The 16757-nt window shown below is 48.7% G+C and carries 24 protein-coding genes and 1 pseudogene; 13 read left to right on the top strand and 12 right to left on the bottom strand.

What is annotated here, in order from left to right; all coding sequences use genetic code 11:
• Nucleotides 1–19 precede the first annotated feature (19 nt).
• From APU02_RS02970 to APU02_RS02915, 12 genes and pseudogenes are all read right to left on the bottom strand, one after another.
• Nucleotides 20–571 (bottom strand): hypothetical protein, encoded by a 552-nt coding sequence (locus APU02_RS02970; RefSeq protein WP_060569214.1) that lies wholly within the window; start codon nt 569–571, stop codon nt 20–22.
• Nucleotides 568–1098, bottom strand: a complete 531-nt coding sequence (locus APU02_RS02965; RefSeq protein WP_082636765.1) for a lysozyme — start codon at nt 1096–1098, stop codon at nt 568–570. Before APU02_RS02965 ends, APU02_RS02970 begins: the two co-directional genes overlap by 4 nt.
• Entirely contained in the window at nt 1076–1396 is a 321-nt protein-coding gene (locus tag APU02_RS02960; protein WP_060569213.1) for a hypothetical protein, read from the bottom strand. Before APU02_RS02960 ends, APU02_RS02965 begins: the two co-directional genes overlap by 23 nt.
• Before the next feature lie 43 nt (nt 1397–1439).
• Nucleotides 1440–2054: a methyltransferase domain-containing protein gene (locus APU02_RS02955; RefSeq protein ID WP_060569212.1), complete on the bottom strand. Its 615-nt coding sequence runs from the start codon at nt 2052–2054 to the stop codon at nt 1440–1442.
• The gene (locus APU02_RS24820) at nt 1960–2901 is read right to left on the bottom strand and encodes a hypothetical protein (protein WP_072197065.1); all 942 of its coding nucleotides are present in this window, start codon (nt 2899–2901) and stop codon (nt 1960–1962) included. Before APU02_RS24820 ends, APU02_RS02955 begins: the two co-directional genes overlap by 95 nt.
• Nucleotides 2895–3446, bottom strand: a complete 552-nt coding sequence (locus tag APU02_RS02945; protein ID WP_060569210.1) for a hypothetical protein — start codon at nt 3444–3446, stop codon at nt 2895–2897. Before APU02_RS02945 ends, APU02_RS24820 begins: the two co-directional genes overlap by 7 nt.
• 303 nt (nt 3447–3749) lie before the next feature.
• Nucleotides 3750–4553, bottom strand: a complete 804-nt coding sequence (locus APU02_RS02940; protein WP_060569209.1) for an antitermination protein — start codon at nt 4551–4553, stop codon at nt 3750–3752.
• Nucleotides 4550–5409 (bottom strand): annotated as a pseudogene (locus tag APU02_RS02935) (helix-turn-helix domain-containing protein). Before APU02_RS02935 ends, APU02_RS02940 begins: the two are co-directional and overlap by 4 nt.
• Nucleotides 5409–6383, bottom strand: a complete 975-nt coding sequence (locus APU02_RS02930; RefSeq protein WP_060569208.1) for a toprim domain-containing protein — start codon at nt 6381–6383, stop codon at nt 5409–5411. The pseudogene APU02_RS02935 and the gene APU02_RS02930 overlap by 1 nt, the downstream one beginning before the upstream one ends.
• A complete protein-coding gene (locus APU02_RS02925) occupies nt 6380–7996 on the bottom strand; it encodes a DEAD/DEAH box helicase (protein ID WP_060569207.1) in 1617 nt (538 codons plus the stop codon). The genes APU02_RS02930 and APU02_RS02925 overlap by 4 nt, the downstream gene beginning before the upstream one ends.
• 413 nt (nt 7997–8409) lie before the next feature.
• Nucleotides 8410–8721 (bottom strand): hypothetical protein, encoded by a 312-nt coding sequence (locus tag APU02_RS02920; protein WP_060569206.1) that lies wholly within the window; start codon nt 8719–8721, stop codon nt 8410–8412.
• Nucleotides 8705–8911, bottom strand: a complete 207-nt coding sequence (locus APU02_RS02915; RefSeq protein WP_060569205.1) for a Cro/CI family transcriptional regulator — start codon at nt 8909–8911, stop codon at nt 8705–8707. The genes APU02_RS02920 and APU02_RS02915 overlap by 17 nt, the downstream gene beginning before the upstream one ends.
• Before the next feature lie 92 nt (nt 8912–9003).
• On the opposite strand from APU02_RS02915, the gene APU02_RS02910 reads away from it, so the two are divergent.
• From APU02_RS02910 to APU02_RS02850, 13 genes are all read left to right on the top strand, one after another.
• Nucleotides 9004–9705, top strand: a complete 702-nt coding sequence (locus APU02_RS02910; RefSeq protein WP_060569204.1) for a LexA family transcriptional regulator — start codon at nt 9004–9006, stop codon at nt 9703–9705.
• 164 nt (nt 9706–9869) lie between these two features.
• Complete coding sequence (locus tag APU02_RS02905; RefSeq protein ID WP_060569203.1) at nt 9870–10190, top strand: hypothetical protein; 321 nt, start codon at nt 9870–9872, stop codon at nt 10188–10190.
• The gene (locus tag APU02_RS02900; RefSeq protein WP_060569202.1) at nt 10180–10374 is read left to right on the top strand and encodes a hypothetical protein; all 195 of its coding nucleotides are present in this window, start codon (nt 10180–10182) and stop codon (nt 10372–10374) included. Before APU02_RS02905 ends, APU02_RS02900 begins: the two co-directional genes overlap by 11 nt.
• 174 nt (nt 10375–10548) lie before the next feature.
• A complete protein-coding gene (locus APU02_RS02895) occupies nt 10549–10773 on the top strand; it encodes a hypothetical protein (protein WP_060569201.1) in 225 nt (74 codons plus the stop codon).
• Entirely contained in the window at nt 10774–11139 is a 366-nt protein-coding gene (locus tag APU02_RS02890; RefSeq protein ID WP_060569200.1) for a hypothetical protein, read from the top strand. It abuts the gene before it with no gap.
• A complete protein-coding gene (locus APU02_RS02885; protein WP_023150192.1) occupies nt 11132–11344 on the top strand; it encodes a hypothetical protein in 213 nt (70 codons plus the stop codon). Before APU02_RS02890 ends, APU02_RS02885 begins: the two co-directional genes overlap by 8 nt.
• Complete coding sequence (locus APU02_RS26820; protein WP_023325729.1) at nt 11316–11537, top strand: hypothetical protein; 222 nt, start codon at nt 11316–11318, stop codon at nt 11535–11537. The genes APU02_RS02885 and APU02_RS26820 overlap by 29 nt, the downstream gene beginning before the upstream one ends.
• 100 nt (nt 11538–11637) lie before the next feature.
• Nucleotides 11638–11850 (top strand): hypothetical protein, encoded by a 213-nt coding sequence (locus tag APU02_RS02880; RefSeq protein WP_060569199.1) that lies wholly within the window; start codon nt 11638–11640, stop codon nt 11848–11850.
• The gene (locus APU02_RS26650) at nt 11847–12245 is read left to right on the top strand and encodes a hypothetical protein (RefSeq protein ID WP_192841972.1); all 399 of its coding nucleotides are present in this window, start codon (nt 11847–11849) and stop codon (nt 12243–12245) included. Before APU02_RS02880 ends, APU02_RS26650 begins: the two co-directional genes overlap by 4 nt.
• On the top strand, nt 12235–12444 hold the full coding sequence (locus APU02_RS26815) for a hypothetical protein (RefSeq protein WP_000050710.1): 210 nt from the start codon (nt 12235–12237) through the stop codon (nt 12442–12444). The genes APU02_RS26650 and APU02_RS26815 overlap by 11 nt, the downstream gene beginning before the upstream one ends.
• Nucleotides 12399–13571 carry a DUF3596 domain-containing protein gene (locus APU02_RS02860; protein ID WP_060569198.1) on the top strand — a complete coding sequence of 391 codons (1173 nt, stop codon included), beginning with the start codon at nt 12399–12401 and terminating at the stop codon, nt 13569–13571. The genes APU02_RS26815 and APU02_RS02860 overlap by 46 nt, the downstream gene beginning before the upstream one ends.
• Before the next feature lie 326 nt (nt 13572–13897).
• The gene (locus APU02_RS02855) at nt 13898–15118 is read left to right on the top strand and encodes an integrase domain-containing protein (RefSeq protein ID WP_060569197.1); all 1221 of its coding nucleotides are present in this window, start codon (nt 13898–13900) and stop codon (nt 15116–15118) included.
• A gap of 119 nt (nt 15119–15237) precedes the next feature.
• Nucleotides 15238–16746 (top strand): AAA family ATPase, encoded by a 1509-nt coding sequence (locus APU02_RS02850; protein ID WP_060569196.1) that lies wholly within the window; start codon nt 15238–15240, stop codon nt 16744–16746.
• Nucleotides 16747–16757: the final 11 nt, after the last annotated feature.

The following is a 16757-nucleotide window of genomic DNA, read 5'->3' as shown; positions in this document are numbered from 1 at the left end:
GGCGCAGAAAAAAGCCCCTCTATTGCGAGGCTCTGGTTTTCTCTATTTCACGTATCCCAGCCAGCTGGTTATTCGCTTTTTCGATAGCGGCCAGCAGCGGCTTGATCCAGAGAACAGCTTGGCAATACGTCAGCGCGCTGGTGGTAGTGGCGCTATCACCGGCTGCGTCAGCGTCCCCGGAATCGGTGTGCACTGCGCTGGCACGTAAACTGTTCGCGTAGCTGAGCAGCCCACCAGAGACATCAGCAGGAACAGGCAGATCACAGGTTTTTTCACGGCGGAGGATCTCCCGATACTCGATAACGGTTTTATCGGAGCTGGCATCAATCAGCGAGTTTAGTCGGCTGGCGTTTTCGGCAACCTGGTTAAACCGGTTGAAGTTGAAAGCCTGAGCAGCGATAACCGTCCCCTGCAGGGCGTTGTCACTGCGCAGAACGCCGTTATCACTCTTCAGCGTAGCTACGTCAGAGCGGCTGTTTGCCAGCAGGACACACAGCACGGCGACTACTGCAATGACGGCCACCAGCAGTATCAGACGCCATGAGGCTTTGATATCGGCTATGGTGATCATTTCAGACCGTCCAGACAGAGAGCTTCCTCTTTACCTGCGCGAGTAACCAGCCCAGGAAGAACCCGGCCGCCACCGTAAACCCAGCGAGGAAATTCGTAGCACGCCGCCTTAAGGTCACCTTTTCGGAACAGGGAGAACATTGTCGAGCTCCGCATATTGCCGCACCCAGCACGGAACGTGACCGATACTACAGCGCTGAAAGTATCATCAGACAGATTTCTGCCGTTGGCGTACCGGTTAACACAGGATTCAGCATCGAGGATATTTTTTTCCCATTCCGCCGCGATCTGCTGGTCGTTTTTAACTGTGCCGGGTTTAACCCCGTGGGTGTTGCCCATGCCATCAGTGAGCACACCAGCCGGGCAAATATAAGGATCTCGACGACATGATTCCGCGTTGCCGATGAGTTCAAGACCGCGCTCATTGGTCCGAACATGCCCAGCGTTGAGCACTATTGCGATAATCGTAGCTACCGAGCAAACAATTCCGGCAGCTCCACTTTTCTTACTCAGTTTCAACTGTGCCACTAGAAATTCTCCGCATAGCCTCCGTTACCACCTCGGCGGTAGCCGGACGATCGGAGTGTGGTTTTTTACCTACATCTGATAAGTAGTTCGCCAGCAGTTGGGTTCTTTTCCTTTCCTCTGCCATGCGCTCACGCTCTTCTTTGCGCTTTGCGTAGTAGGTTTTTATCGTGAAAAATGCCGATACAAGGGCACCGATAATAAATACGTAATCCTGTAGGCTGAGCAAAGAGAACACCCCTAAAGCAGCCGACCACCAATACGGTAAGTCGTGTCCATTTGTTGGGTTCATACGTTGCATTCCACACCTCCGGGTTCGGGGTGCTGTGTGATGAAATGGGAAATTAAATTCTGCGGAAAGCGTACGAAGCGACGCCCTTACGCCCTAACTGGCATTCGATTGTGTTTTGCTCTGCGCAGGTGAAGCTCTGCTCTGCAAACCAGCGCCTGATACCTTCATCAGTGAAATACCAGATGTGCTCGTTCTTTCTGAAATGATGGGAGCGGAGAATGTCTCCGGCATCAGTGAAAATCGGGATCGACACGAAAACGTATTCACTGGCCTGCTGTACCGCCAGCTCCGGCTCGTCGATGTGTTCCAGTACATCCCACATCGTCAGTGCTCGCCACTTATTGGCGTAGAGATCTGCGAATGCGCCCCGCTCGTTCAGCCAGGCAATACCGGCCGGATTAACGTCATACCCAAGCGTTCCCGGTCGGGTAGAGACGAACTGACCGGCACCGATACCAACGTCGAGAACAGGGCCGTGAAAATGGCGATCCACCAGCTCAATACGGGATTGCGTTAAAGCTCTGCCCGTTTCGGTGTCAGCCAACTGCTGATACTTTGCGAAATACTGCTCGTCATACGGGCGTGATGCCGGAACGGGGTAACGTCCGATCCCCAGCTCCGGTAAAAATACCAGCCCGCTTTCCAGTTCCTGATAAAACGACTTCATGGAGCCAGGCCTCGAATTTATCGGAGAAATTTGAAATCCGCTTGTCGCAGTGGTGATCCCATGCTTCACAGCGGCAGTAATTGTCGGGAATTGCCCAGCCAACACGAGAAAGGTCCATCGCCGGATCGGTTACGATTTCCGGGGCGTTGTGACCACCCCGCCCACCAGCGACAATGTATACCGGCGTTTTATAGGCAATAGCAGCAGGAAGCGCCCAGCCCACCGGCGTAACCACCACGGCGGCATGCTCAATCAGGCGCATCAGCGATTTGAAGTTGAGCTGGCCGGAGTGCATGCGCAGATCTGCTTCGGGAAGTTCGCCGACGGTCCACTCCTCCCCCTCCTGCAGGTCAGCCACGCTAATTACACAGAAATGCTTTCTCAGTAGCCGGGATGCCTGCAACAGGTACTCCGGATCAGGATTACGGGAGTCACTGCGCCATTCACTGCGAACAGTAGCCGGACGAATTACCGCGATCGGCTTTTCAGACGTAAATTCAGCGGGTCCGTAAGAGGGCAAGTCGAGTTCTGACGGCTCGGTGCCAAACTGCTGGCGCATCGCGTCAAATATTGAACCGCGTCGTAGATGATCCGGACCGTAGAAAATTCGTTTTGTCTGCCGCATATCTGGCGGCAGGTGAAAAGCGGCCTGCGTCCGGTACTCGTTTTTGCGCTGCGTGCGGAGCGTTGTAAAACTGCGAACTGGCAGAACGAGCAAATCTTCATACAGTTCGGGCCACGCGGTCCGGATATAAGTACCGGCTGGCAACTGCTTAACGAAAGCGCGCTGGTAGATGTTGTCACCCATGCCCAGCATGCCTTCAATGAATAGAGGAACGTTTAACATGCCACCTCGCGTAAAGCCTCATTGAGGCCGAGACGCCGGAAGCACTTAAGCGCTGTCTGGCGGCTACTGTTGATGATACTCACCTTACCGGCCAGCGCTCTGGCGGTATTGGCAAACTCCCCGCGCCATCGCGTGACACTCTCTGCTGTAGGATTATCCAGCCCGACGTGATCACCATGCCAGTGACTACCGCCATTAATGGAGCAGTCAAACCCTAATAGGATGATGTTTTTCGCCCCCTGACTGGCAGCAAACAGAATCGAGCGCTGCCCGGAGTTGAAGGCCCACCGGGTATCTGTATCAAACAGATTTAGCCCATAGCGTTTATGAGCCCGGTAATTACAGGTCCAGCGAGAGGCGGAGGACGGCAGAACATCGATGTTTGCATCCCACCAGCGCAGATCCCCCGCGTAAATGTATTCACAATCAGGCACGGCTCGCCAGGTGGAGTTAACAGCAATAACCGGCAGCCCCGATCCGGAGATCAGTTCGCAATCTGATTTATTGAGAGATGGGCCGGATGCACAAATGATGAATGTATTCATTCGTGTTGACCTGGTTCGGGAGTGATTGGTTACGGTTGCCGATGCTTATCTTCGGCTTGTCTCTGGGGACTGCAATTAACCGTAACGGGGAGAGCACTGAGCCTACTGTGACGGGTTATCGTCACTCTTTCCCCCGAAGGGTGGCCCTCGACGCAGAACGCCCATAAGCCCAATGCTCTTCCCTGTTACGGCCATAAAAAAACCCGCTCGGAGGCGGGTTTGATTTCGTGCAGGCGCAATAACCTACGATTTGAAGCATACACGACAAGTTCGGACAAAATCAAGTTTTAAGTCGCTAATATGCTAAATTTTGTTCACATCATCACGAAAGCTCGTTGCGTCCTGAAACGCCGAGTCTGCTTTTTGTTCTTCCCTGTGGCAGACGTCGACAAGCACCTCCAGAAACGGTTTCCAGTTACGGGTCCACGTTCTGACGTGCAGATCCGGGACTCGCTTCAGTATCGCTTTATAGGCTGCAGTAGACGGCACCCCAGAAAATCCGTTTCCGCTGCAGCGCTCGCAGGTTTTGAACACCGGCGCGCCGCGCTCGCTTGTGGCTTTTCGGTCGAGCACCTCACCTTTGCCGCCGCAACGGCATCGGGCCAGCAGCTCACCTTTACCGTTACATGCCGCGCATTTACGCTTGACCAGTTCGTGCTTGATTTTCGGCGGTACGATTTCCATTCCGTCAGAGTTGAAGACTCCAGGATGTTTGATCACATCCTCATACTGAGAGGTTAATCCGCTGCCGCTGCAGCTGTGACACGTCACGCTGGTTTCCGCTGAACGGGAGTATTCGGCAAAGGCGAATTGTGCGAGCACCAGCATGCACCAGCCAAACTCGCCTGCTGCTGCTTTACGTACATTCCTGGGCGCTGATTCCATTGCATGACGCGCCAGAGCCTGTACAGCCAGTTGCTCATCGCTTTTGCTGATCCCGGTCTTACCAAAGAAGGCAGCCAGACCAAACCGCGCTCGGCTGCTGGTGGTACCAATCGCCGCCATAACATCGGTGCCGGTGATTCTATCCGGAGAGGTTCCTTTCACGTCGTCGCTGATGTGCATACCCTGAGGGCTAAAGTGTTTTAGTGATGCCTCCAGTTTCATTCTTCACACTCCCCTACCAGGTTAAGAATCACCGCCGCGCCGTGGTTTTCCATAAATTCGTCCTTTCCACTGTCAAGAAACCAGCGACATACCTCCACGGCTTCGACGCGCGTTACGGGTTTGATGGTTGCCAGCAACTTTTCAAGGTAGCGCTCGCGGTCATATACGGATTCGTGATGCTCGGAGTAACCAAATTCATCGCCCAGCTCCTGGCTTGAAGTGTGGCGAACGCTATAGAGCCAGTCCCAGTAAATAAATTCACGAACAACATCGGACAGCGTAAAAGGCTCAGGCAACACATCGCGATATCCATCAACAAATGCCAGGCGCTGTTCATCAATTTCGTTCATACGGCTGCCGTTAATGCTGCCAGCTTTCTTCTCGGCCGGAGTCCATCCCCAACGGTGATCGTCGATAAATTTCGGGGAAGACTTGATTACTCGCTCGGCCTCCACATCTTCGAGAGCTGCCTCATAGCTGCCGAACGTGGCCCTGACTGATGCTGCTTTTTTGATGTTCTCCCGGGCGTTCTTGATTACCCGGGTCGGGTTATCCATGCGATGGTACCGAAGGCAACCTGGAAAGGATCGCCACCATTCGCCAGCAAATAACGCGCGTAACGTTCCTCGGCCTCTTTTGGGGAGATTTCAATTTTCTCCAGCGCGGCTTCGGCTGCGTCCAGATGTGCTGGTTCGTTCAGACGGATCACCTCCAGCACCCAAAGATAAGCGTCAGTCTGCTTATGCCCGGTGATTCTCCGTTGCTCGGGCAGAGGCTTGATGTTTGCGAGGGCGGAGCTGTGCGCTGCCGTCGGGATGGTGAATAGTGCTTTATGTTCGTTGTTATCAGTACGCATTACGCAGCCGCCTTTTTCTTGAAGAAAACCACCTCACGAACCTGATCGCCGTTCATGAGCATGTCGTTAAAATCCCCGTTATCCGGGTAGTAGATGCTGATTTTTTCCAGGTCATTTTTTGCCAGTAAGTTGGCATGGGCGCATTCCGTGGCCGCAGCCAATCCGGTGGCGCTGTTTACGTCTCGATCTGCGAAAATAATCAAATTTTTCACACCTGCAGGAACACGGAATTTCTTCATGAATCCGCTGGTCATGGTGGCCCAGGTGTTAACGTTGTACAGCTGCTTGCAGGAAAGAGCCGTTTCGATACCCTCGGCAATTCCGAGGGTCGTCGCTACCGGGAACATGCGAATAGCGACTGAACGGGCATGATCCAGATAGCTTTCGTCCTGAAGAGATTTCTGGCGCTTCGCTCCGGAAGAATCCCTTAGTTGGGCTTTCTGATTGCCGTCCAGTAAGGTTCTGTGCAGATAGCAAAGCTCGCCTTTGTCGTCAGTTGCGAGTGAATACAGACACTGGTAAACCTTACCGCCGTAGCGTTGTTTATCATTGAACTTCACCGCCTCTTGTGGGAGCTGATAAATTCCCCTGGCCTGCAGATAATCCGCCCCGGTAGTTCCTTTCAGGTTGACCAGTTTCGAAAATTTGGACAGAACCCGATCACGGGCACTTACTGCATCTGAAGTGCGCGGGAACGCTTCGCGGGTAAAGTTATTACCAATCAGCTGGTCTATTTCCCTGCAAATTTCATTGAATGGCTTCCCTTGTGTCAGAGTGACAAGCTTCATTCCGTCACCGCTGCCGCAGGTACAGATCCATGTTCCCCGGCCGTCCCGGTCATCAATACGCAGCTTTCCCCGCGCACCACATACCGGACATTCGCCTTTAAAGTGATTTCTGGCATTAATGGGAGGTAACCCGAAGTGCTCAAAAATCATTGCCCATTGACCTTTTGCCGCTTCTGCCGTCTTCATGCTCGTTTTCCTAACTGCTGTTTGATATCGCTAATCGCTTTCTGTGCTTGCTGTACTGAGGATGGGGCTGCCGTTCCTGATGCCTCCAGCAGGCGCTTTGCCTTCTCCTGCCCTTTCGCATACGCAATCAATTTGTGCCGGATGAAATTAGAGACGGTCGGCGTGATCTCCATCGGGAAATCGCTCAACCCGTTAGGCCACTCGTCAAACCGTTCGCGAAAGGTGTTTGCGCACCAGCCATCGCTGACGGGCTTTTTCCCCTGCGATACGCGCTGGCGCTGATAGAATTTGATCTGACTCCACCAGGCCTGTTTTTCTGCCTTCGTGGGTTGATGCTGGTTTTTACCCAGCTTTTTGAGTTTGCGGCCGGTGTCGGTATCGACATCCTCACCGCCCAGCGGCTTATGCCCACATTTCGGGCATACATAGACGCCAGCTGGCTTCATGTAATGGCATTGAGAGCATTCGTGTGGCAGCTTTTCGGCCCGTTCCTCAGCTGCGCGGCGCGCGCTTTCCTCCATGCCGTCAGACTTACCGGGAAGATCGTCGTACTCGATTGAATCCGGATAACCCAGACGGTGCACGGTGCCGCTGTGATCGAAGATGAGGCAGGACTCTTTACCCGGTGCGGTGCGCAGGCCACGACCGAGCGCCTGCAGCCAGCGAATTTCGCTTTTTGTTGGCCTAGCGTAGATGATGCAACGAACGTCACTATCGAAGCCGGCCACCAGAACGCCCACACTAACGATGATTTTTGTGGCGCCAGTTTCGAAGCGGTGAATGATGGTCTGCCGCTCATCCACTGGAGTGTCGGCGGTCATTACCTCAGCGTTAACACCCGCCAAGTTAAACTGGATTGTCAGGTAATTGGCGTGGGCTACGTTGACGCAGAAAGCGATGGTAGGCAGATCCCGGCCATTCTCCAGCCAGTTCTGTACGATGTCGCCCACCAGCGTAGAGCCGCACATGATTTCAGCCAGCTGCGTTTCGTTGTAATCGCTCCCGTACTCAAGCGATGCTTTGGTTTTAACGCCTTTCAGATCCGGCTTAGTTGGCGCGTAAAATTCGTATTTACTCAGATCGCCACGCTGGATTAACTCGCCGATGGTGGTCGGCTTAATCAGTCGGTCATAGTATTTGCCAAGGAACGGGGAAAACGGAGTACCCGACAGGCCAATCACCTTTACGCCTTTGCCGCGCAGACGTTCGATATCCTTGAGGATGCGTTTTTTACGCAGATGTGCTTCGTCGATAATCAGCAAATCAATATTTTCAGGAAAAACACGACGAATAAGCGTGTCGGCGCTGGCAATCTGAATTTTACGGTCCGGATCGTAGTTCGGGTGATCCGCCCAGATATAACCGATTTCATCCCCCGGTAACCCATACTCCACGAACCGATTAGCCGTCTGACCGATCAGAATGGTGTACGGTGCACAGAACAGGACGCGCATCCCACGGCTGACAAACCCGGCGACGATAAAGGCGGCCAAACCCGTTTTACCGCTTCCGGTTGGCGAGTACACCATGAAGGTGTCGTTTGCCTTCCAGTCACGGCGCAACATATTTAGCGCTCGTTCCTGTGCAAAATTCGGCGTGATCGTCAGCTCCATTGTGCTGCCCCCGTGCTGATGAGATAATCATTTTGTGATGTGGTTTTCATGGATTCCCCCTCACATGGCTGGTGGCCTCCCCAAAGGCTGCCAGCCTCCCTTCTGATTCAGCTCCTCTGAAAAATCACTCTTCCAGGAAGAACCCTTTTTCGTTTCTCAGCGCCTGAGCGCTCTGTACTGCCTTGCTGATACAGGCGTTTTTTTAAATTGCGCCCTTAAGACAGTGATCTACTTAACCAATGGATCTCTCCTGTTGGAAAAGACCCTATTCCTGCCCCTACACCCAATCCCCCCTTACCCCCCTTTCCCTCTTCCCCATAAAAACGTACTACCTTCCTAGTACATATGAGGAGTTGGGTCAGTTGGTTGCCAACCTGAACAGGCACCTTTAACCCTGCTCTGTTCGGGTACCTTTAAACCCGAAACAATGAGGAGCGCGATTGCGATCCAGCCAGGGGAGGTTCGGCGGTATACCCCTGTAAAGCTCTGCCCTGATTTCTCACAAACAGGCGAAGCCTTGTGTTCGCTTCATGCCTTGCCCGGTTCTCCTTGCGGTACGAAACGGGTTCAGCCTCGAACGTCTCCTGATACACAGCTGCATAACGCTGGATAGCTTTTTGTCGTGCAGTTGGTGTCAGGCTAAGTAACTGCTGCTTAATCCACTCGGCATCCGCTTGGCTAAAATCGGAAGGTAAGATGCTGAGTAACTCAGGCTCTGGTTTCATCGCTTCGCCGCTTAGATGGGAATGCTTTGTTTTCAAAAGCTGAAACAGTCCCTTCCTCAGAAATCACAACAAAGATTTCCCGACCGGCTCTTAATGCTTTGCTTATGGCAATTTGCGTTACTCCGAGCGCTGCGCCAGCTCTTACCTGGCCGTGCTCTTTCACGTATTCCTTAAGAGTAATCTGGTTCATACGTCCTCTACGATTAAATACTACTAAAAGTATTAAAATAAAGGGTACTATAGGTAGGAGACATAATCAAACTTTTGGTATTAAATCAGCCCATGGAAAAGAAAAGCAGATTGACCACAGAGCAGCTTCAAGACGCAACGCGTCTAAAAGCTTTGTATGACTCGAAGAAAAAGGAGTTAGGGATCACGCAGGCTGATATGGCTGACGAACTGGACATATCTCAAGGTGCGGTCGGTCACTACCTGAATGGGCGAAACCCACTGAATCTTCCAGTTGCAGCAAAGTTTGCGAAACTGCTTCATGAGCCGATTTCGAGTTTCAGCCCCGCTCTTGCTAAAGAAGCTGAGCTGTTATCTCAGGTATCAAACGTTACTTATCATGGCCCGGCCAAGCCGCGAGGGACATACCCGCTTATTAGCTGGGTAAGTGCTGGAGCATGGTGTGAGGCTATAGAACCGTACACACTCAAAGACATTGATGAATGGTACGATTCCGATGCACACATTGAAGGTCAAGGGTTCTGGTTAAAAGTCCAGGGAGACTCAATGACTTCTCCTGTTGGTATGAGCATACCTGAAGGCATGTACGTTTTAGTCGACACAGGAAAAGAGCCAATCAATGGGAGTTTAGTTGTTGCCAAGCTTACCGACGCTAACGAAGCGACATTTAAAAAGCTTGTAATTGACGCTGGAAAAACTTACCTCAAGCCATTGAATCCTCAGTATCCTCTCACCCCAATCAACGGCAATTGCAGGATCATCGGTGTCGTTGTTCAAGCTATGATGTGGCTCTGATTTAGCTACTAACAGTACAAAGCCTGTCCTCTCGACAGGCTTTTTTTATTTCTTTACATTTCAACAAGTAAGCATTCAACCAACACAAAACTATACTTTTAGTATTGCAGATACTAAAACATCTAGTATTATTCATTTCATCGGCAAATAACGGAACTAGTGAGATGACGACTAACCCTACAATCAAAAAATTATATCAGCTTGTTGATATACCAGATTTTCGCTACAGCAAAGATTGTTCAAGTATTGATTATGGCGATATTGCATCAGATTGCGATACTAAAACAGTGTCTATCTTTGAAGCTATAAACCATATTAGCTTAAACATTTTTTCCATTGCTGAAGATAAAGAAATCAGCAAAGAAAAGATATTAAACCTTTCCTGTATCATCGCTGACCTTGCTGAAATTGGAATGGCAACAAATAAAATTTCTCAAGCAGCATCATACCTTTCCGGATTAAAGGATGGTAATCATGGCTCATGAATTCTCGTTAGAACAAGCAAAAGAAAAAGCTCATCAGGCAGAAATAATCTGCCTAATGATGGAGGCATATCCAAATAAAATGGATGATTCAGAAATCGAGGCCATTGCATCTTTATTAAGCAAGTTAACCGGGGATGTTTGTGCCTGGTTAATTGAAGAGCAAGCCATTAGATCCAACGCTTAGTTTTTTTTAGATTCCTAAATAAATAACAGCTTTATTGCTGAGGGGATTCCATACACTTTTTTAGGAAAAAACATGATAAACATCAACGCCTTTAAGACTGCAAAGTTATTTTGTTCAGCCGGTTACTGGGATATCGCGAATTTATATCTTAGGAAAGCATACGGGAGATAAATCATGTCAACACAAGATCGCCAAGACGTGCAAGGTGTGAATATTAAAGCTGAACAACTTAACTTCCTCATGCAAACAATTCACGCTCACCATAAGGATTTTGACTGCCATCAACTTGACGGCCTTTTAGGTCTGGCTTATGACCTTGCCGGGTCGGTATATAGCTGGACCGAGGAAGAGGAAAGGATCGTATTAGCAAATGAAGATGCACAACGAAAGGTGTATTAAATGGATAATTTAATCACTACGTATCGCCGACGAATTTTAAAGAGTGCGTTATTACGCCACCAGCGTAAAACCGGAAGCACCTGCATCATTATTAATATGCCTAAGGGGGGAATAAACACCGTCGAATTAACAGAAATACTGCTTGATGGTCTGTTGAGACGATTCGAAAAGTTGGCTCTCAGTGAATACGGGAATATTGACGGCGTAAAAGCCATCAGAGGAATTTACAGCAACGCCGTAGATGTGAATGGCAGCGGTGAGTTCCTGACAGAAAGCGGAAAGGCATTAATCGACGATCTCATTGCTGAGCTGGTCGAGTTCGCCAAGAAACAAAAATCAGTCACAGCGGAGACAAGCCATGAGTGATCAAACACCAATTATCACGCACGAACCAGTAAATATCGTGCTGACAATCGAGAACGGGAAAGTTATCCACGCGCGCCCGGTTCAGAACGGCGAGGTTACAGCATCGCTGGAGACTTTTTTATGGATGGCTGAACGCGCCGGTTACACGATCACCCCACCTGCAGGAGAGAAGGACAATGGCCCTGACAGCGATACGAATTCCTGAGTGGGTGCACCTGCAGGCGGTCCATGTCCTCCGCCAGTTCAGAGCCAGGCGGATTCATCCCTGCCGTATGCACGGCTCCGGAAACCTGAGCCTGAGGGTTAATCGCCGCTGGCGGCTGCTGTCCCGAGACGGCGGCCAGAACTGGGAAGTAATGAGCCATGAACGATACAGCAAACTGAAGGACAGAAAATGAAAGCGCTTTTCCTTTCCCTGCTGTTTGGCCTGTTGTTGGTGGCCGTCGTGTTCGGCTCGCTGATTGAGTACAAATTTTTGATGGATTTCGGGAGTTGATTATGAAAACGGGACAACAACCAGCTTACCCATGCCCTCGCACTGATTCTCCTCAGGGCATGACTTATCGCCAGTATCTTGTAAGTCAGCTCGCGCCGGTAGTCGCTGCTCAGTTCTTCGAAAGTAGCGCATGGACCGACTACGACGACATGGCCGGCTCTCTGATGATGATGGTCGACAGCATTATTGAAGCTGAAAAGGAGACAGCACAATGAGCAAATCAGCAAAAGAGATTTATACCGTACCTGAATGGATGCGCCCGTACCTTACGTTATTCCAAAACACTGGAGGTAATGACGTTGAGGATCTGCTGCACGATGAAGACACCAATATGTTCGCAAATAGCATTCGGTACATGTTGATCGTGTCCGCTCGTTCACAATTCGGATTGCTGATGGATATGTATAAAAATGGGCAGATTATCGAGCTTGAAACGATGAAAACAGCCCCTGTGGGTGAAGATTATCAGTCAGCGATCGACATCTTGCGCGACAGAGCTGCTCGCGAACTCGATGGTGGTTTTCGCTCACATCACAACGCCCTGATTTATGCAGCTAATGAACTGGAAAATGCCCAGGCTTTCGGGCGGGAGGTCAGTCATGAGTCTTGACTGTGTACCCCTTTCTACGTACTGCAGGGACGCGGGGGAAACGGTAGAAGCCGTTAACAAACGGATACAAAGGGGGTTATGGAAGGAGGGAGTACATGTATTAAAAGTCGATGGCGTTAAAGAACGCTGGATTGACTTAACGGAGGTTTCAAAGTGGGCAAGAAAGAACAAGGATCATTATCTCTCCCAAGAGGAGTAACTATCCGCCAGCATAAAACTGGCGACACTCTGGTTATCACTTTCACATACAAAGGGGTTCTGTGCCGGGAGCCCCTCTCCAAAATGGAAGCAAACGCGCGCGGTGTGAAGTACGCCGAGCGCCTGCTCGGGGAGATACAAAACCAGATCGTCAGTGGCACATTCGATTATGCGAAATACTTCCCAAACTCCAAAAAGCTGGAGCTTTTCGGGGTAGTAAAGAAAACCAAAAATATAAAGTCTTACCTGGACGAGTACCTGAAAATCTGCCAGAACCGCAACCTGTCCCCGTCGACTATCAACGGTTATGAAAAATGCCTGTCGGCGCTGTCAGCTCTGCATAAACTCCACGTGTCAGAACTGACGCCAGCGGTCCTTAAAAACTGGATAGCCAGCCGAAAAACAAAGCTGAAAACGACCAGGAATAACCTTTCGTTTCTGCGCAGCGCCATCGATGAAGCTGTTACGGATGGCCTGCTGACCATTAACCCGGTAACCCTCGTCAGCGCAAGCCGGTACCACGTGATCGACAGCAGCCCGAGCGCCGACGATTACGAGGTTGACCCGTTCACGCCAGCGGAAACCCTCGCCATTTACCAGAGCTGCAGGTACCCGGAATGGGAAAACCTGTTCCGCTTTGCTTTCAATACCGGTCTGCGGAGCTCCGAACTGTGCGCGCTGCGCTGGCCTGATCTCGACACCATCGCGAACACAGCCCACGTTCAGGCGGCCAGTGTCGTAGGGGTACTTAAAGGCACCAAGACAAAAGCCGGTACCCGTAAGGTGGATCTGAACAGTGAGGCGCTGGCGGCCCTGCAGGCGCAGAAGCAATACACCTTTATGAAAAGTGAGTTCATATTCAGCGACCCGAAAACGGGAGAACCCTGGGCGAACGCCGACGCTATCCGTAAAAAAGCATGGGTGCCGACACTGAAAAAAGCTGGCGTGCGCTATCGTAACCCGTACCAGACGCGGCACACATTCGCCACCAAGCATATTAGCCAGGGCGTTAACCTCTTCTGGCTTGCCGGACAGATGGGCCACAAAGGGCCGGAAATGATATTCCGCAACTACGGTAAATACCTGGCTGAATATGACGGTAAAACCGCGATTTCAGCCTCGCTGTAGCGGGGGAAATATTTCAAAATGTTGGACAGAATCAGGACGTTAGACATACCTCAATATGCACGTAAAATGCACTTGAGGTATATAGCAGCAAGAGAATTGTTTATTTTCAATGAGTTAAATACATTTCGGACGCGAGTTCAACTCCCGCCAGCTCCACCACTTTTTAGTAAAATGACGTCTACTAAAGTCTACTAAGGCCGCATTCCACAAGGGGTTGCGGCCTTTTTCATGTCCAGTGAAGTCTACTGAGAATTGCTAGAAACCACTCCTTATGGCACCCTCCTATTATCCCTCGTCGATGAGGGAGTAAAAACGAGGGAGCAAAAATGCCGAAGGTAGCAACAAAACTCACTGACACAGAGATCAAAAAGGCCAAGCCCACAGAGAAAGAGTTCACGCTATGGGATGGAGATGGCTTGTTCCTGCGTATCAAACCAAGTGGCAAAAAAATCTGGCACCTCGGCTATACCGTTCCTTTAACCAAGAAACGGGCCAAAATGAGTCTTGGGTTCTATCCCTACCTGACTCTTGCGCAGGCAAGAGCGCTCCGGGATGAATACCTCTCTTTGCTTGCACAGGGTATCGATCCCCAATCCCACAATGAGCAAAAAGCCCAAGCGCTCAAAGATGCCACTGAACACACATTCCAAACAGTGGCGAAAAAGTGGCTTGATGAAAAAATTAAAACATCAGGCATATCGCAAGATCATGCTAAGGATATCTGGCGTAGCCTTGAACGAAACATCTTTCCAACTTTGGGGGATATTCCTATTAAAGAGATCCGCCCTAAGATGTTGAAACAACATCTTGACCCTATCGAGCAAAGAGGTGTTCTTGAAACTCTACGCCGTATAATTTCCCGACTGAACGAAATTTTCCGTTATGCGGCCACAGAAGAGCTTATTGAGTTCAACCCTGCTGATAACCTCACACAGCGTTTCAGCAAGCCAAAGAAGCAAAACATGCCAGCCCTCCCCCCCAGCGAGTTACCAAGGTTCATAGCAGCTTTAGCAAACGCATCTATACGCTTAGAAACACGCCAGCTAATTGAATGGCAACTTCTTACATGGGTTCGCCCCGGGGAGGCTGTCCGTGCTCGTTGGACTGACATCGACGAAGAGAACCGATTCTGGAACATCCCCGCTGAGTTCATGAAGATGAAACGGCCCCACAAGGTTCCATTGAGTAAAGAATCTATGCGTATTCTTGAATCCATGAAACCAATCAGCGGTCATCGTGAGTGGGTTTTCCCCAGCATCAAAGCTCCTCTTAGCCATATGCACGAGCAAACAGCTAACGCAGCGATCATCCGCATGGGTTTTGGCGGTGAACTGGTGGCACATGGTATGCGTTCTATTGCCAGAACAGCAGCCGAAGAAGCGGGGAAGTTTAGGATTGAAGTTCTTGAAGCAGCCCTCGCTCACTCTAAAAAAGATGAAATCATTGCGGCTTATAACCGTGCAGAATATTTAGCCGAACGGATAGAGTTAATGCAATGGTGGGGTGATTATGTTCAAATAAAAAAATATAAGTCTATTGCTGCATAATGAAACAAAGCATAAACTATGTTATAAAGAAATTTAATCTGTCAATTTTTTAGGGTTCACCCCCTGTCTAGAAGTCTACTTAAACAATACATACAGTAACTTTCTGTGGAAAAATATCTATGAATATACTTCAGATGACTATACATAAGATAAAAGGAATTCCTAATGGATTGCTTGAACTACCCATCGAAAATGGCGTTTATGCTATAGTAGGCAATAATGGCACTGGCAAAAGTACTATTATGTCATGCCTTGCTCAATTGGTATCAAGACATAACTTAGGATTACTTAAAAAACAGGATTTCAGCGATGAATCATTTGTAGAGTTTACATTTAATGGGCAGACTGATAGGTGGTATTGCGAAGATGGCTTTTGGAAATCAGATACATTCCCTAATTCGATAAGATTTAATGGCACATATGAAGGAAGCCTTTTTTATGGAATGCGTTTTATTGATTCAAAAAATGTTGATGAGCTTGTAGAAGAGGGTAAAATTTTAGAAGATGAGATTGTAGTTTCGGATTCATACGTCGTAGAACATCTTGGGCAAATACTCCATTCAGATAAGAAGCATTATTCAGACCTTAAGCGAGTTAAAAATAAAACCATCAGAGAAAAATTAGGGTTAAAAAACACGCCATACTTTATGAATGGTGGAGATTCTATTATAAGTCAATATAGAATGAGCTCAGGAGAGTGTTTAACCATATCATTATTACATTTTATTTATAACTCATTGGTTCGAAGATCTTTATCAAGAAACAAACCAATATTGATGCTCATTGATGAAATTGAGTTGGCATTACACCCTATAGCAATTACAAATCTTTTAGATTTATTGAAGAAGTTGGTGTCAGAATTTGACAATCTGACAGTTATTATTACTTCTCACTCCCCAGAAGTAATACGCTCAATATCCCCTAATAATATTTTCAAACTTGAATTTGACTCAAACGATCAAAACTGCTTTAACATAGTCAACCCTTGTTATCCCGGTTATGCAATTCGCGATGTATATACGCATGATGGGTTTGATTACTTATTGCTGGTAGAAGATAAATTAGCACAAATAATTATTAAAAGATCGATTGATAAACTAAAGTTGAATAACAGTAGATTAGTGAATGTAATGCCCGTCGGCGGTTGGTTTAATGTTTTGAAATTGCACTATGAGTTGTCGGATAAAAATGTGTTAGGGGTCGGAAAAACAATAATAAGCGTACTTGATGGCGACGTCGCTGGATCTATTCCAAAGCAATATAAGAGTCTAAAAAAATTTTTCTTACCAGTAAACAGTGTTGAGAAATATCTAAGAAACATATTAATAACAACCCCCAATAAAGTGATAAAAAAAGAAATAAATGATAGATTTTTTGATGTTGATCCCATAGATAAATTATTAATTGCCTATCAGCGTGAAGAAAACGAGTTCAAAACAAACTCTCCAGAATTTTATAAAGAAGATAATGACGGGAAAAGGCTTTACCGTAAGATACTTGCTTTCATGCAGGACAGAAAGATTAGTGAAGAAGAGTTTGTAATGAAACTCTATGAAATATTAGATGAGCACGTTGATTTCACTAGCTTACATGAAAACCTGACTCGCGGGCTTAATAAATATGATTAATTAAAAATTAT

Origin of the sequence: Citrobacter sp. 50677481 (assembly GCF_001463265.1) — a bacterium.
Taxonomy (GTDB): Bacteria; Pseudomonadota; Gammaproteobacteria; order Enterobacterales; family Enterobacteriaceae; genus Citrobacter_A; species Citrobacter_A sedlakii.
This window is presented reverse-complemented; position numbering and strand designations above follow the sequence as displayed.